Source organism: Candidatus Pelagibacter sp. HIMB1517 (assembly GCF_052047895.1).
Classification (GTDB): domain Bacteria; phylum Pseudomonadota; class Alphaproteobacteria; order Pelagibacterales; family Pelagibacteraceae; genus HIMB114.
Window position 1 is genome coordinate 13,184 of the sequence record NZ_JBNAIW010000010.1, and the last position, 14,572, is coordinate 27,755.

Sequence of the window (14,572 nt, forward strand, 5' to 3'; positions counted from 1 at the left end):
GTTTTTATAGTGAGAATCAAAGTTTTAATTTAATTATCATCTCGTTAGTACGTACTAACTTAACATTCATATAGAAAGGTAAAAAATATGAAAAAACTATTAGCGACTACAGCATTAGTATCTGTAATGGCTGCACCAGTTTTAGCTGAAACTAAAATTGCTGGATCATTAGAGACTACTTTTGCTGATAAAGAGACTCCAACTACTGGAGCTCAATCAAGCACAGGTGCTGCTTTAGGTCATGAAACTAAATTTGAATTCGTATCAACTAAAGAATTAAATAATGGTTGGTCTTCAAAATTAGACATGGAAGTAATGGAAGTAGCAGGTGATGTAGCTGACACTGAAGTAACAATTTCAAACGGTGAAGGCCTAAACCTATACATCTCTAAAGATGGTGGTTCTTTCCACGATTGGGGAGTTGTTCCAGGTGCTTACAATGCAAGACCAGGCGATAACGCTGGTAATGACAGTGCTGCTATGGATGCAAACACTATCCACGGTGTACATAACTTCGGTATTGGTTACAAAACTGACTTCGGTACATTTGGATTAAGATATGCTCCAGATCACCAAGCTTCAAACACTGCAGGTGATAAAACTACTGGTGCTGGTGGTGGATCAGGAATGGAATATGGTTTCACTGGTTCATTAGGTGTTGACGGTCTAGCAGTTGGTTTGTCACAAGCTATCAAGCAAAACGAAGTAAGTAATGGCAATGACGACGCTGAGTCTACTCACTATGGTGTAGCATACAACATGGGTCAGTTTGCTTTTGGTGTAGAGAGAACTACTTTCTCAGACAAAAACAACTCAGACAATAATACATCAACTACAACTAACGATGTAGATTACACTTTATACGGTGTAACTTACGCTGCTTCAGATAACGTAACTTTAGGTATCAACATTGCAGAAACTGATGAAGATTCTAAAGCTGAAACTGAAGAAACTACTCAGTTAGAAATTGCTTATAACTTAGGTGGTGCTACTGTAGCGTTCTCTCACCAACAAACAGAGGACAACGGTGGAACAGCTGGTTCTGATGCTGACGCATGGTCAATCACGTACAAGCAATCATTCTAAGTTAATTATTTAACTTAAAATAATTTAAGGGCCCGTTTATCGGGCCCTTTTTTTTTGGTATAAATGATTGAATATTATTGCTGCAGAATTTGAAACATTTAAACTGTCGATTTTATCATTTTGATTAATTTTAAAAATTTCATCACTATTTTGAAGAAGTAATTTTTTTACCCCTTTAGACTCAGAACCTAAGATTATACAGTTGTTTGTATGAAAACTTATCCCTTCTAAAAACTTTTTTGAATTTAATGAAGATGCATAGATATAGAAATTATTTTTTTTTAACAAATTGATAGCGTTATTTAAATTTGAAACTTTAATAAAATTTATATGTTCTGTGGCACCAGATGCAGATTTGAATAGATAATGACTATCAATATTAATTGATTTTTCTAAAATGATATATTTAAAATCAAATGCTACAGCAGACCTAATTATTGAGCCAATATTCCTGGGATCTTCAATGCCATCCAGCATGACAATATTTTCGTTACTAGGAATGGTGTTTAGTGATTTATCTTTATCTGAATAAGTTTTTTCTACTTGTGCAGCAATTCCCTGGTGGACAAACAAGCTATCTTTAAAAATATTGTCAATTTCTAAGTTATTACAAACCTTAGGTTCAATATCTTGTTTTTCTAAATTGAATTGATTGTTTTTTGTTAAAAAAAGTTTTTTAATACGTCTTTTTTTTGATTTAATTACCTCAAGGACAGTATTTTTGCCGCCAATCCAAAAAAGGTTATTTTCTTGCTTCATAAAAAAAAAATAATAAATAGGTTTCTATTATTAATATACATTAATAATAAAGGAGGGGTACCAAAGCGGTCAAATGGGGCGGGCTGTAAACCCGTTGACTTCGGTCTTCGAAGGTTCGAATCCTTCCCCCTCCACCATAAAAAACCACTTGAAACTAAGGGTCAAATGAGTAAATACCCCCTTTACGCGGGTGTAGTTCAGTGGTAGAACTCCAGCCTTCCAAGCTGGTTGCGTGAGTTCGATTCTCATCACCCGCTCCAGATTGGAAAAATATAAATATTAGGAGAGAAATAAAATAAGATGTCAAAAGAAAAATTCGATAGAAGTAAACCGCATTGTAATATTGGTACAATCGGACACGTAGATCATGGTAAAACTACGTTAACTGCAGCAATAACAAAAGTTATGTCTGAAAAAGGTGGAGCAAACTTTGTAGCCTATGATCAGATTGATAAAGCTCCAGAAGAAAAAGAAAGAGGAATTACAATTTCAACAGCTCACGTTGAATACGAAACTGATAAACGTCACTATGCTCACGTTGATTGTCCAGGTCACGCTGACTATGTAAAAAACATGATTACAGGTGCAGCACAAATGGACGGAGCAATTTTAGTTGTGAATGCAGCAGACGGACCAATGCCTCAAACAAGAGAGCACATTCTTTTAGCAAGACAGGTTGGTGTTCCAGCGATTGTTGTATTCTTAAATAAAGTAGACACAGTGCAAGATAAAGAATTATTAGAATTAGTTGAAATGGAAATTAGAGAACTATTGACATCATATCAATTTCCAGGTGATACAATTCCAATCATCAAAGGGTCTGCATTAAAAGCAATTGAAGGTGATGCTGAATTAGGTATTAAACCAATTGAAGAATTAATGAAGGCGGTTGACGAAACTATTCCTCAACCCGAAAGACCAAAAGACAAGCCTTTCCTAATGCCAATTGAAGATGTTTTTTCAATTTCTGGAAGAGGTACAGTTGTAACTGGAAGAATTGAGCAAGGGGTTGTTAATACTAACGATGAATTAGAAATTATTGGTATTAAAGAAACACAAAAAACGGTTTGTACTGGAGTTGAGATGTTTAGAAAACTTCTTGATTCAGGTGAAGCCGGAGATAACATAGGTGCTTTATTAAGAGGTATTGACAGAGACCAAGTTGAAAGAGGACAAGTTCTAGCGAAACCTGGTTCAATTAAACCTCACACTAAATTTGAAGCAGAGGCATACATTTTAAAAAAGGAAGAGGGTGGAAGACATACTCCGTTCTTTTCAAAGTATAGACCTCAGTTTTATTTCAGAACAACTGACGTAACAGGAGAAGTGACGTTACCAGAAGGCACTGAAATGATTATGCCTGGAGATAACGCAAAAATGACTGTTACTCTAATTAGCCCGATTGCAATGAATGATGGTTTGAAGTTTGCAATTCGTGAAGGCGGAAGAACAGTAGGAGCTGGAGTAGTAACTAAGATTATAGAGTAAGCTTCACTTTATAACATTAAAGAAGGAGTGTAGCTCAATTGGTAGAGTACGGGTCTCCAAAACCCGGGGTTGAGGGTTCAAGTCCCTCCGCTCCTGCCAATAGGCTAAAACTAAAATGCAAAACCCTATAAATTTTTTTAGATCTGTAAAACAAGAAGCTTTTAAAATTACCTGGCCATCAAGAAAAGAAACTTTGATGGGTTCGGTTACAGTTATTTTTATGGCAATCATTGCTTCATTGTTTTTTTTACTTTTGGATCAGATTTTTAAATTTGGGTTAGGGTTCTTGATAGGTTAAGTTATGAAATGGTATATTGTACAAGCACACGCTAGTGCAGAAAAAAAGGTTTCTGAACAGATAAAAGAAGAGCTTGAAAAAGCAGACTTAGGGTCAAAGTTTGGTGAAATTTTAGTGCCAACACAAGACGTTACAGAAATAAAAAAAGGTAAGAGATCTATAGTAAAGAAAAAGTACTTCCCAGGTTATATTTTAGTAAAGTTAGATATGACAAATGACGTTTATCACTTAATCAAATCATTAAAAAAAGTAAGCGGATTCTTGGGTCCTCAAGGTAAACCATCACCAATATCAGAAGAAGAAGTAAACAAAATTGTTGGAAATATGGAGGAAAGTGTAGCAAATCCATCCTCATCCATTACTTTCCAAGTTGGTGAGCAAGTTAAGGTTTGCGACGGCCCATTTGCCTCATTTAATGGCTCAATTGAAGAAATTGATGAAGATAAATCTAGACTTAAGGTCTCTGTTTCTATATTTGGTAGGCCGACACCGGTGGATTTAGATTATTCGCAGGTTGAAAAGGTTTAATAAATTATGGCAAAAGAAATTGCAGGTTATTTAAAATTACAAATTAAAGGTGGGCAAGCTAATCCCGCTCCTCCGGTTGGTCCAGCATTGGGACAAAGAGGAATTAATATAATGGAATTTTGCAAGGCGTTTAACGATAAAACAAAAGATAGAATGGGACAACCAGTTCCAGTAGTTATAACAGTTTACAAAGATAAAAAATTTGACTTTGTAATCAAAACTCCACCAGCTTCACATTTAATTAAAGAAGCAATTAAATTAAAATCTGGATCAAAAGAGCCAGGAAGAGTTGTTGCAGGATCAATCACAAAAGAGCAATTAAAGAAAATAGCTGAAGCAAAAATGACAGATTTAAATGCTTTTGATATTGAAGAAGCTATTAAAATTATTGCAGGATCTGCAAGATCAATGGGAATTCAAGTTAAGGAATAGTTTTATGAAGTCTCTAGAAAAAAAATCAAAAAGATTTAAATCACTTTTAAAAGATCTTGATCAGTCTAAATCATATAAAATTGAGGAAGCTGTTAAGCTTATTAAAGATAGATCTAAAACAAAGTTTGTTGAGTCTATTGATTTAAGTTTAAACTTAAATATTGAAAAAACAAAATCAGATCAAACTCTAAGAACTACTGTAGATCTTCCGCATGGAAATGGAAAAAAGATTTCAGTCGCTGTTATTTGCGCTAATGATAAAATAGATGAGGCTAAATCATCTGGAGCGGAAAAGGTAGGTTCTGAAGATTTAGTAGAAACTATAAATAATGGAAAAATAGATTTTGATATATTGGTTTGTACACCTGATATGATGTCAAAAGTTGGAAAATTAGGAAAAGTATTAGGACCAAAAGGTTTAATGCCAAATCCAAAGTTTGGAACAGTTTCTCCAAATATTAAAAAGGCAGTTGAGGATATTAAAAAAGGAAAAGTAGAAATACGATGCGATAAAGACGGAAATTTATCTTTATCAATAGGAAGAGCTAACTTTGATGATAAAAAAATTGTCGAGAATTATAAAAGTGTTTTAGAAGTTGTGGAAAAAGAAAAACCAACAGGATCTAAAGGTAATTTTATAAATTCAGCTCATATTACTAGTTCAATGGGCCCATCAACAAAGGTTGCTTTAGGAGCATAATTATTATTATGAATAGAATAGAAAAAACAAATTATATTAATAATCTTAAAAAAGATCTTGAAGCAAATAATGCAATGATGGTTTATCATTACGAAGGTTTAAACGTTAATCAACTTGATGAATTAAGAGAAAAAATGAGAGCGGCAGGAGCTTTACTTAAAGTAACAAAAAATAGAATTACAAAATTAGCTTTAAAAGAAACGTCTTATTCTGAAGCTGAAAATTTATTTACTGGACCTACAGGAGTAGCACTATCAAAAGACCCAATCACTTTAGCAAAAATCTTAGTAAATTTTCAAAAAGCTAACAATAAACTAAAAATAGTTGGCGGAATAATGGACACCAAGCTTTTAGCCCCTTCAGATGTGGCTGAAATTGCGACATTACCGACACTAGATGAGGCGAGAGCTAAAATCGTTGGAATTTTACAGGCACCACAGCAAAAATTATTAAGTATTTTACTTGCGCCGGGACGAAAAATAGCTAATTTGGCGCACGCTAAAAGTTTGAAAAAAGATTAACCTCGAGGGAATAAAAAAAATGGCAGATCTAAATAAAATTGTTGATGAATTATCAACTCTATCAGTTGTGGAAGCTGCAGAGCTTTCAAAGTTATTAGAAGAAAAATGGGGTGTAACAGCAGCAGCACCAGTTGCAGCAGCAGCAGCACCAGCGGCAGGCGGAGCACCAGCAGAAGAAAAAGATGAATTTTCCGTTGTTCTTTCTGCAGCAGGCGATAACAAAATTGGAGTAATTAAAGAAGTAAGAGCTTTCACTGGACTAGGTTTAAAAGAAGCTAAAGATTTAGTTGAAGGTGCTCCAAAAGAGTTAAAAGCTGGCGTGAATAAAAAAGATGCTGAAGAAGTTAAGAAAAAATTCGAAGCAGCAGGCGCTAAAATAGAACTTAAGTAACTAACTAGGAATTTTACAGCCTGATTAATTTATTTAATCAGGTTAAATATATATGGAATTATCGTTTACTGATAAAAAAAAGATCAGAAAAAGTTTTGGTAAGTTAGAAAATATTGTTAACATACCAGACTTAATTGAAGTTCAAAAAAAATCTTACGATAGTTTTTTACAATTTAACGAAGATAATAAATCAGGATTAGAAAAAGTTTTTAAGGAAGTTTTTCCTATTGAAGACTTTGCTGGTTTAGCGACAATTGAATACGTTAGCTATAGATTTGAAAAAGAAAAATATGATGTTGAAGAGTGCAAACAAAGAGGATTAACTTATTCTGCTCCTCTAAAAGCTACGTTAAGATTGGTTGCTTATGATGTAAACGAGGAAGAGCAAACAAAACAAATTCTTTCAGCAAAAGAACAAGAAGTTTACATGGGCGATCTTCCGTTAATGACACCTCGAGGGACCTTTGTTGTTAACGGCATTGAAAGAGTAGTAGTAAACCAAATGCACCGAAGCCCAGGAATTTTCTTAGATCATGATAAAGGAAAAGGACATTCAAGTGGAAAACTTTTGTTTAATTGTAGAGTAATTCCATACAGAGGATCTTGGTTAGATTTTGAATACGATATAAAAGATATTTTATATTTTAGAATTGATAGAAAGAAAAAAATTCCATCAACCACTTTATTAATGGCTCTTGGTTACCCAAGAGATGAATTATTAAATTTATTTCATGAAAAAATAAAATTTGATTTTGTTGATAAAGATAAACTTAAAACTAAATTTATTCCACAGAGATATAAAAATTATAAATTAAAACACGATCTTGTAAACGCTGATAATAATAAAAAAGTTTTAAAAGAAGGTGCTAAAGTAAATATTCCCATAGCAATGAAACTGCAAAAAGAGGGCTTAAAAAATATTTTTGCATCATTAGAAGAGGTTCATGGAAGATATTTTGCTGATGATATCTTTAATGAAAAAACTGGTGAAGTTTATTTTGAATCTGGAGATGAGGTTACCGAAGAAAGTTTAAAAAAATTAAAAGCGTTAAATATTAAATCTTTTTATTTATCTGAAATTGATGGTTTAAATATTGGTTCTTACTTAAGAAATACTTTGATTGTAGACAAAAATAATACTGCTGATGAAGCGGTGATGGATATATATAGAATTTTAAGACCAGGAGAGCCACCTACATTAGAAACATCAAGGAATTTATTTAATAATTTATTTTTTAATAATACCAGATACGACCTTTCAGACGTTGGAAGAGTTAAATTAAACTCTAGACTAGATTTAAATTGCGATCCAAAAATTACTGTATTGAGAAAAGAGGATATCCTCAAAATAGCAGAAACAATGCTTAGATTAAAAGATGGAAAAGAAGAAGTCGATGATATTGATCATCTGGGAAATAGAAGAGTTAGATCAGTTGGAGAACTTGTAGAAAATCAATTTAGGATAGGTCTTGTGAGAATGGAAAGAGCTATCAAAGAAAAAATGTCATCAGTTGAAATTGATACTGTGATGCCACAAGACTTGATCAACTCAAAACCAATTGCAGCATCATTAAAAGAATTTTATGGCACATCTCAACTATCTCAATTTATGGATCAAACTAACCCGCTGTCTGAAATTACACATAAAAGAAGAGTTTCAGCGTTAGGTCCAGGAGGCTTGACTAGAGAAAGAGCTGGCTTTGAAGTACGTGATGTTCACCCAACGCACTATGGAAGAATTTGCCCAATCGAAACTCCAGAGGGACCAAACATTGGTTTAATTAATAGTTTAGCAACATACTCGAGAGTAAATAAATACGGTTTTATTGAGAGCCCATACCGGTCTGTGAAAAATGGAAAAGTTACAAAAGAAATTCATTATTTGTCTGCTATGGAAGAAGGAAGATATACAATTGCACAGGCAAACTCAGTGCTAAATACTGATGGAACTTTTAAAGATGAACTTGTTTCATGCAGAAGAAATCTTGGTTTTGAATTGGCTAAACCAGAAAACATAGACTTTATGGACGTTTCTCCTAAGCAAGTTGTTTCAGTTGCTTCAGCTTTAATCCCATTTTTAGAAAATGATGATGCGAATAGAGCATTAATGGGATCTAATATGATGAGACAAGCAGTTCCTTTAATTAAAAATGAATCTCCTTTAGTTGGAACTGGAATTGAAAAAGATGTAGCCTTAGATTCAGGCGCAACAATTATTGCAAAAAGAGATGGTGTAGTAGAAAAAATTGATGGGAAAAGAATAGTTGTAAAAGCAACATCTGATAAAGATTTAACAAAATCAGGTGTCGATATTTATAATTTATTAAAATTCCAAAGATCAAATCAAAACACATGCATTAACCAAAGACCTTTGGTAAAAGTTGGCGATGTAATCAAAAAAGGTGATGTGATTGCTGATGGACCATCAACTCAACTTGGCGAATTAGCTCTTGGTAAAAATGTTACTGTAGCATTTATGCCTTGGCTTGGTTACAACTTTGAAGATTCTATTTTAATTTCAGAGAGATGTGTGTCTGATGATGTGTTTACATCTATTCATATTGAAGAATATGAGGTTATGGCAAGGGATACTAAATTAGGTCCTGAAGAAATCACAAGAGATATTCCTAATACTAGCGAAGAGGCTCTACGTAACCTTGATGAATCTGGAATTGTATATGTAGGTGCAGAAGTTAAACCTGGAGATATTTTGGTTGGAAAACTTACACCTAAGGGAGACACAAAAGTTTCCTCAGAAGAAAAATTATTAAGATCTATTTTTGGAGAAAAAGCAACTGACGTAAGAGATACATCATTAAAAATGCCTTCAGGAACAGGTGGTACTGTTGTTGAAGTTAGAGTGTTTAATAGACATGGAATTGAAAAAGATGAAAGAGCTTTATCAATTGAAAAATCTGAAATTGAAGCTGTAATGTCGGATAAGCAAGCTGAGGAAAGCATTTTAGAATTAAATATAAAAATTAGAGCTCAACAGATTTTATCTAAAACAAGTTTATCTGAAGGCTACAAGACTTTCTCAAAAGGAAGCAAATTAAGTGATGATGAAGTTAGAACATTATCTTTATCAGATATATTCAAACTGAAACTAGATGATGCAATGTCAAATGAAGATTTATCTACATTGAAAGAGCAGTACAATAAGGCAAAAAAAGATATCCAATCAAGATTTGAAGACAAAGTTGATAAGATTGAAAGAGGTGATGAATTATTACCTGGTGTGATGAAAATGGTAAAAGTTTTTGTAGCCATGAAAAGAAAACTTCAGCCTGGTGATAAAATGGCCGGTCGACATGGAAATAAAGGTGTTATTAGCAGAATAGTTCCTGTTGAAGACATGCCTTATATGGCTAACGGAAAACCAGTTGATGTTTGTTTAAATCCACTAGGCGTTCCAAGTCGTATGAACGTAGGTCAAATTTTAGAAACTCATTTAGGTTGGGCATGCTCCGAGTTAGGTGAAAAAGTAAATAAATTATACAACGAATATAAAGCTAAACAAAAAACATTTGAACAAGCAAAAGACGCGCTTGGTAAGATTTATAACAATAGTGAAATTGACAAAGAAATTAAAAAATTAAAAGAAGATGAAACCAAAGATCTTCTTCACAATTTATCAAGTGGAGTTCCTATTGCTACTCCAGTCTTTGATGGCGCTAGTGTTGAAGATGTAACAGGAATGTTAAAATTTGCAGATTTACCAGAGAGTGGGCAAACAATTCTATACGATGGAAGAACTGGTGAAAAATTTGATAGAGAAGTAACCGTTGGTATTATTTATATGTTAAAACTTTATCACATGGTTGATGATAAAATTCATGCAAGATCAACTGGACCTTATAGTTTAGTTACACAACAACCTCTTGGTGGCAAAGCTCAGTTTGGTGGCCAAAGATTTGGAGAAATGGAAGTCTGGGCCCTTGAAGCATATGGAGCCGCTTATACATTACAAGAAATTTTAACAGTTAAATCAGATGATGTTGCGGGTAGAACAAAAGTTTATGAAACAATTGTAAAAGGTGATGATGATTTTGAATCTGGTATTCCAGAGTCATTTAACGTTTTGGTAAAAGAAATTAGATCATTAGCATTAAACCTGGAGTTAAATTAATGAGCAAGGAATTAACAAATTTATTTTCAAAAAAAGTTAATAAACAAGACTTTTCTAAAATTAAAATTTCATTAGCAAGTCCTGAAAAAATAAGATCCTGGTCATTTGGTGAAATAAAGAAACCAGAGACTATTAATTATAGAACTTTTAAACCTGAAAAAGATGGTCTTTTCTGTGCAAGAATTTTTGGACCAGTTAAAGATTACGAGTGTTTATGTGGAAAATACAAAGGGATGAAATTCAGAGGTATTATTTGTGAAAAGTGTGGAACTGAAATTACCAAATCTAATGTTCGTAGAGAAAGAATGGGTCATATTGAATTATCAACTCCCGTATCACACATTTGGTTTTTAAAATCTTTACCAAGTCGAATAGCATTATCATTAGACTTAAAACTTAAAGATCTAGAAAAAGTTTTATACTATGAAAACTTTATTGTAATTGAACCCGGTCTTACAAAATTAGAAAAAAATCAGATAATTTCAGAAGAAGAGTTTTTAAAAGCACAAGATGAATATGGAGAAGACCAATTCTCTGCTGGCATTGGCGCTGCAGCCATTAGAGAATGCTTGGCCAATATTGATGTTGAAGCAGAGAGAGATAAATTAAGAGAAGATATAAAAACAATTAATTCAAAAGTTGTTTTAGAAAAAACTATAAAAAGATTAAAGCTATTAGAATCTTTTGCAGATTCAGGGAATAAACCTGAATGGATGGTACTTACAACATTACCAGTAATTCCACCAGAGCTAAGACCTTTAGTTCCTTTAGATGGCGGTAGATTTGCAACATCAGATCTAAACGATCTGTACAGAAGAGTTATAAATAGAAATAACCGATTAGGAAGACTGATGGACCTTAGAGCTCCTGATATTATTGTAAGAAATGAAAAAAGAATGCTTCAAGAGTCAGTGGATGCATTATTTGATAATGGTAGAAGAGGAAGAGTGATAACTGGAACAGGCAAAAGACCATTAAAGTCTTTAGCTGAAATGTTAAAAGGTAAACAAGGAAGATTTAGACAAAACTTACTAGGTAAACGAGTAGATTACTCTGGAAGATCAGTAATTGTTGCCGGACCTGAATTAAAACTTCATCAATGTGGTTTACCAAAGAAAATGGCTTTAGAGTTATTTAAACCTTTTGTTTATGCAAGATTAGATAAATTAGGTTACGCTACAACAATTAAACAAGCAAAAAAAATTGTTGAAAAAGAAAAGCAAGAAGTTTGGGATATTTTAGATCATGTAATTAGACAACATCCAATTTTATTAAATAGAGCTCCAACACTTCACAGACTAGGTGTTCAAGCTTTTGAACCTATTCTAACTGAAGGTAAAGCAATTCAATTACACCCATTAGTTTGTGCTGCATTTAACGCTGACTTTGATGGTGACCAAATGGCAGTACACGTACCTTTGAGTATTGAAGCGCAACTTGAGGCAAGGGTGTTAATGATGTCAACGAATAATATTTTACATCCTGCTAACGGAAAACCAATTATAGTTCCTTCGCAAGATATGGTATTAGGAATTTATTATTTATCACAAGAGCCACTTGGTAAAAAAGAAGACAAGCCTCAAGGATACTTTTTAAATACTGACCAAATTATGCTTGCGTTAGAAAGTGGTGATATCAATATTCATACTAAAATAGTCTCAAGATTTGAAACCAAAGATGAAGATGGAAATCAAAAGTTTTTAAAATACACAAGTACTGCTGGAAGATTTTTATTGGCAAACGTATTACCTAAAAACAAAAGTATTAAATTTGATTTAGTAAATAGAGTACTTGCAAAAAAACAAATATCAGAAGTTATAGATGTTGTATTTAGATTCTGTGGTCAAAAAGAAACAGTTATTTTCTGTGATAAAATCATGGCACTTGGTTTTAAAAATGCGTTTAAAGCAGGTATTTCATTCGGAAAAGATGATCTAATCATTCCAGAGAGTAAAGAGACAATTATTTCTGAAGCAAAAAAAATGGTTGAAGAATACGAAAACCAATATGCTGAAGGATTAATAACAAGAGGTGAAAAATACAATAAAGTTATCGATCAATGGTCTAAGTGTACTGACAAAATTGCATCTGAAATGATGGAAATTATCTCAAGTCCTCAACAAGATAAAGACGGAAGAGTAAAATCAAATTCAGTATTTATGATGGCAGATTCTGGTGCAAGAGGATCACCTGCTCAAATGAAACAGTTAGCTGGTATGAGGGGTTTAATGGCAAAACCTTCAGGTGAAATTATTGAAACTCCAATTATTTCAAACTTTAAAGAGGGTTTAACTATTTTAGAGTATTTCACATCAACACACGGAGCACGTAAAGGTCTTGCTGATACCGCCTTGAAGACTGCAAACTCTGGGTATTTAACTAGAAGACTGTGCGATGTATCCCAGGATGTTATTATTAATGAAAAAGATTGCGGTTCCAAAAAATCAATTACAATTTCTGAAATTATTGAAGGTGGAAATGTTGTTGTAAGCTTATCTGAAAGAGCATTAGGTAGAAATGCTGCAGAAGATATTAAAAACGCTCTTACGGGTGAAGTTATCGTTAAAAAAAATCAAATGATTGATGAATTTAAGTGTGAAGATATTGAAGCTGCTGGAGTTAAAAGTTGCAATGTTTATTCAGTAATGACCTGTGAAAGTAATCAAGGAGTTTGTTCAAAGTGTTATGGTAGAGATTTAGCTAGAGGTATTCCGGTATCTATAGGAGAGTGCGTTGGAATGATTGCAGCACAATCAATTGGAGAGCCTGGTACTCAGTTAACAATGAGAACTTTCCACGTTGGTGGAACTGCGCAAATTAAAGACGATTCATCTATAACAGCACCAGATGCTGGAACATTAAAAATATCTAATAAAAACTTAGTTGAAGACTCAAGTAAAAACTTAATCATCATGGGAAGAAACATCGAATTAACCCTTGAAAAAGATGGTGTAGTTTTCGCGTCGTTTAAAGTTCCGTATGGTTCAAAGTTATATGTTAAGCCAGATGAACAAGTTAAAAAAGGACAAAAAATTTGTGATTGGGATCCATATACAGTACCGGTTATTGCCGAGACATCTGGAATTGCAAATTATGTTGATCTAGTTGATGCAGTATCTATTGCAGACAAGACTGATGAAGCAACAGGTATTTCATCTAAAATAGTTTTAGATTGGAGATCTCAGTCTAAAAATTTAGATTTAAAACCTAGAATTACTTTGAGAGATAGTAAAGACAAAGTTGTTTTAAAAGCAGATGGAAATGAAGCTAGATATTATTTGTCCCCTGAAACGATTTTATCAGTGGCAGATGGAGACAAAGTGAACGCAGGAGATGTATTAGCAAGATTGCCAAAAGCAACTTCAAAAACTAAAGATATTACTGGAGGTCTACCAAGAGTTGCCGAATTATTTGAAGCTAGAAAACCAAAAGATGGCGCGATAATTGCTGAAAATGATGGTGAAATTATTTTTGGAAAAGAAATTAGAGGTAAGCAAAAAATTATTATTAAAGGAAAAGATGGAATAGAGTCTAATTATCTGATCCCTAAAGGAAAGCAAATCAATTACAATCCTGGTGAAAAAATTACAAAAGGTGAATATTTGTTAGACGGAAGTCCAGCACCACATGATATTTTAAGAATATTAGGAATAGAAGCGCTAACAGATTACTTTGTTAACGAAGTTCAAGATGTTTATCGATTACAAGGTGTTGTGATTAACGATAAGCATATCGAGGTTATTTTAAGACAAATGTTAAGAAAATTAGAAGTTAAAGATCCTGGGGAGAGTAGTTTATTAGCAGGTGAGGTGATGGATAAAATAGATGCCAAACATTTAAATGCTAAATTAAAAGAAGAAGGTAAAAAACAAATAGAATTTGATCCTGTAATGCTTGGTATTACAAAAGCTTCATTACAAACCAAATCATTTATATCTGCAGCTTCTTTCCAAGAAACTACTCGTGTATTAACTGATGCTTCAATTAAAGGGAAAGCTGATGATTTAATGGGATTAAAAGAAAACGTGATTGTAGGTCGATTAATTCCAGCAGGTAGCGGAAAAAGTAGACAAAAATACAATAAAATTGCCAAGGACAAAGACATTGAACTACAAAATAAGATGGCAGCTGAAGCAATTACCTCTGAGACTGAAGAACAGCCAGCAGAGGTATAATAGCCTTAAAAATTAACGATTTTTTTACATTAAATCACACACGCAATTGTTGACGTTCTTAAAAT

11 protein-coding genes and 3 tRNA genes are annotated in these 14,572 nt (G+C 33.2%); 13 read left to right on the forward strand and 1 reads right to left on the reverse strand.

Features of this window, described 5'->3' with window-relative positions; translation table 11 throughout:
- Nucleotides 1–87: 87 nt before the first annotated feature.
- Nucleotides 88–1,086, forward strand: coding sequence for a porin (locus ACTTAT_RS05480; RefSeq protein ID WP_440680034.1), 999 nt, complete (start codon nt 88–90; stop codon nt 1,084–1,086).
- Between the two features lie 36 nt (nt 1,087–1,122).
- Here ACTTAT_RS05480 and ACTTAT_RS05485 read toward each other — a convergent pair whose 3' ends face one another.
- Nucleotides 1,123–1,845, reverse strand: coding sequence for a 23S rRNA (guanosine(2251)-2'-O)-methyltransferase RlmB (locus ACTTAT_RS05485; protein ID WP_440680035.1), 723 nt, complete (start codon nt 1,843–1,845; stop codon nt 1,123–1,125).
- A 51-nt stretch (nt 1,846–1,896) separates the two neighbouring features.
- On the opposite strand from ACTTAT_RS05485, the gene ACTTAT_RS05490 reads away from it, so the two are divergent.
- From ACTTAT_RS05490 to rpoC, 12 genes are all read left to right on the forward strand, one after another.
- Nucleotides 1,897–1,982, forward strand: a tRNA-Tyr gene (locus tag ACTTAT_RS05490).
- Nucleotides 1,983–2,031: 49 nt separating this feature from the next.
- Nucleotides 2,032–2,105, forward strand: a tRNA-Gly gene (locus ACTTAT_RS05495).
- 40 nt (nt 2,106–2,145) lie between these two features.
- On the forward strand, nt 2,146–3,333 hold the full coding sequence (gene tuf, locus ACTTAT_RS05500) for an elongation factor Tu (RefSeq protein ID WP_440680036.1): 1,188 nt from the start codon (nt 2,146–2,148) through the stop codon (nt 3,331–3,333).
- Nucleotides 3,334–3,356: 23 nt separating this feature from the next.
- Nucleotides 3,357–3,432: transfer RNA gene (locus ACTTAT_RS05505), tRNA-Trp, on the forward strand.
- A 16-nt stretch (nt 3,433–3,448) separates the two neighbouring features.
- On the forward strand, nt 3,449–3,631 hold the full coding sequence (gene secE / locus ACTTAT_RS05510) for a preprotein translocase subunit SecE (protein ID WP_040747083.1): 183 nt from the start codon (nt 3,449–3,451) through the stop codon (nt 3,629–3,631).
- A 3-nt stretch (nt 3,632–3,634) separates the two neighbouring features.
- The gene (gene nusG, locus ACTTAT_RS05515; protein ID WP_440680037.1) at nt 3,635–4,159 is read left to right on the forward strand and encodes a transcription termination/antitermination protein NusG; all 525 of its coding nucleotides are present in this window, start codon (nt 3,635–3,637) and stop codon (nt 4,157–4,159) included.
- A 6-nt stretch (nt 4,160–4,165) separates the two neighbouring features.
- Nucleotides 4,166–4,591 (forward strand): 50S ribosomal protein L11, encoded by a 426-nt coding sequence (gene rplK, locus ACTTAT_RS05520; protein ID WP_009360095.1) that lies wholly within the window; start codon nt 4,166–4,168, stop codon nt 4,589–4,591.
- A gap of 4 nt (nt 4,592–4,595) precedes the next feature.
- Nucleotides 4,596–5,291: a 50S ribosomal protein L1 gene (gene rplA, locus ACTTAT_RS05525; protein ID WP_440680038.1), complete on the forward strand. Its 696-nt coding sequence runs from the start codon at nt 4,596–4,598 to the stop codon at nt 5,289–5,291.
- An 8-nt stretch (nt 5,292–5,299) separates the two neighbouring features.
- Entirely contained in the window at nt 5,300–5,812 is a 513-nt protein-coding gene (gene rplJ, locus ACTTAT_RS05530; protein WP_440680039.1) for a 50S ribosomal protein L10, read from the forward strand.
- A 19-nt stretch (nt 5,813–5,831) separates the two neighbouring features.
- Entirely contained in the window at nt 5,832–6,203 is a 372-nt protein-coding gene (rplL, locus tag ACTTAT_RS05535) for a 50S ribosomal protein L7/L12 (RefSeq protein ID WP_440680040.1), read from the forward strand.
- A gap of 52 nt (nt 6,204–6,255) precedes the next feature.
- Complete coding sequence (gene rpoB, locus ACTTAT_RS05540) at nt 6,256–10,332, forward strand: DNA-directed RNA polymerase subunit beta (protein WP_440680041.1); 4,077 nt, start codon at nt 6,256–6,258, stop codon at nt 10,330–10,332.
- Nucleotides 10,332–14,507: a DNA-directed RNA polymerase subunit beta' gene (rpoC, locus tag ACTTAT_RS05545; protein WP_440680042.1), complete on the forward strand. Its 4,176-nt coding sequence runs from the start codon at nt 10,332–10,334 to the stop codon at nt 14,505–14,507. Before rpoB ends, rpoC begins: the two co-directional genes overlap by 1 nt.
- The last annotated feature ends 65 nt before the right edge of the window (nt 14,508–14,572 follow it).

What these genes read in the sequence shown, in the direction of transcription:
- ACTTAT_RS05480 (WP_440680034.1), top strand. Translation starts at nt 88, where the DNA reads ATGAAAAAACTATTAGCGACTACAGCATTAGTATCTGTAATGGCTGCA.
- ACTTAT_RS05485 (WP_440680035.1), bottom strand. Translation starts at nt 1,845, where the DNA reads ATGAAGCAAGAAAATAACCTTTTTTGGATTGGCGGCAAAAATACTGTC.
- tuf (WP_440680036.1), top strand. Translation starts at nt 2,146, where the DNA reads ATGTCAAAAGAAAAATTCGATAGAAGTAAACCGCATTGTAATATTGGT.
- secE (WP_040747083.1), top strand. Translation starts at nt 3,449, where the DNA reads ATGCAAAACCCTATAAATTTTTTTAGATCTGTAAAACAAGAAGCTTTT.
- nusG (WP_440680037.1), top strand. Translation starts at nt 3,635, where the DNA reads ATGAAATGGTATATTGTACAAGCACACGCTAGTGCAGAAAAAAAGGTT.
- rplK (WP_009360095.1), top strand. Translation starts at nt 4,166, where the DNA reads ATGGCAAAAGAAATTGCAGGTTATTTAAAATTACAAATTAAAGGTGGG.
- rplA (WP_440680038.1), top strand. Translation starts at nt 4,596, where the DNA reads ATGAAGTCTCTAGAAAAAAAATCAAAAAGATTTAAATCACTTTTAAAA.
- rplJ (WP_440680039.1), top strand. Translation starts at nt 5,300, where the DNA reads ATGAATAGAATAGAAAAAACAAATTATATTAATAATCTTAAAAAAGAT.
- rplL (WP_440680040.1), top strand. Translation starts at nt 5,832, where the DNA reads ATGGCAGATCTAAATAAAATTGTTGATGAATTATCAACTCTATCAGTT.
- rpoB (WP_440680041.1), top strand. Translation starts at nt 6,256, where the DNA reads ATGGAATTATCGTTTACTGATAAAAAAAAGATCAGAAAAAGTTTTGGT.
- rpoC (WP_440680042.1), top strand. Translation starts at nt 10,332, where the DNA reads ATGAGCAAGGAATTAACAAATTTATTTTCAAAAAAAGTTAATAAACAA.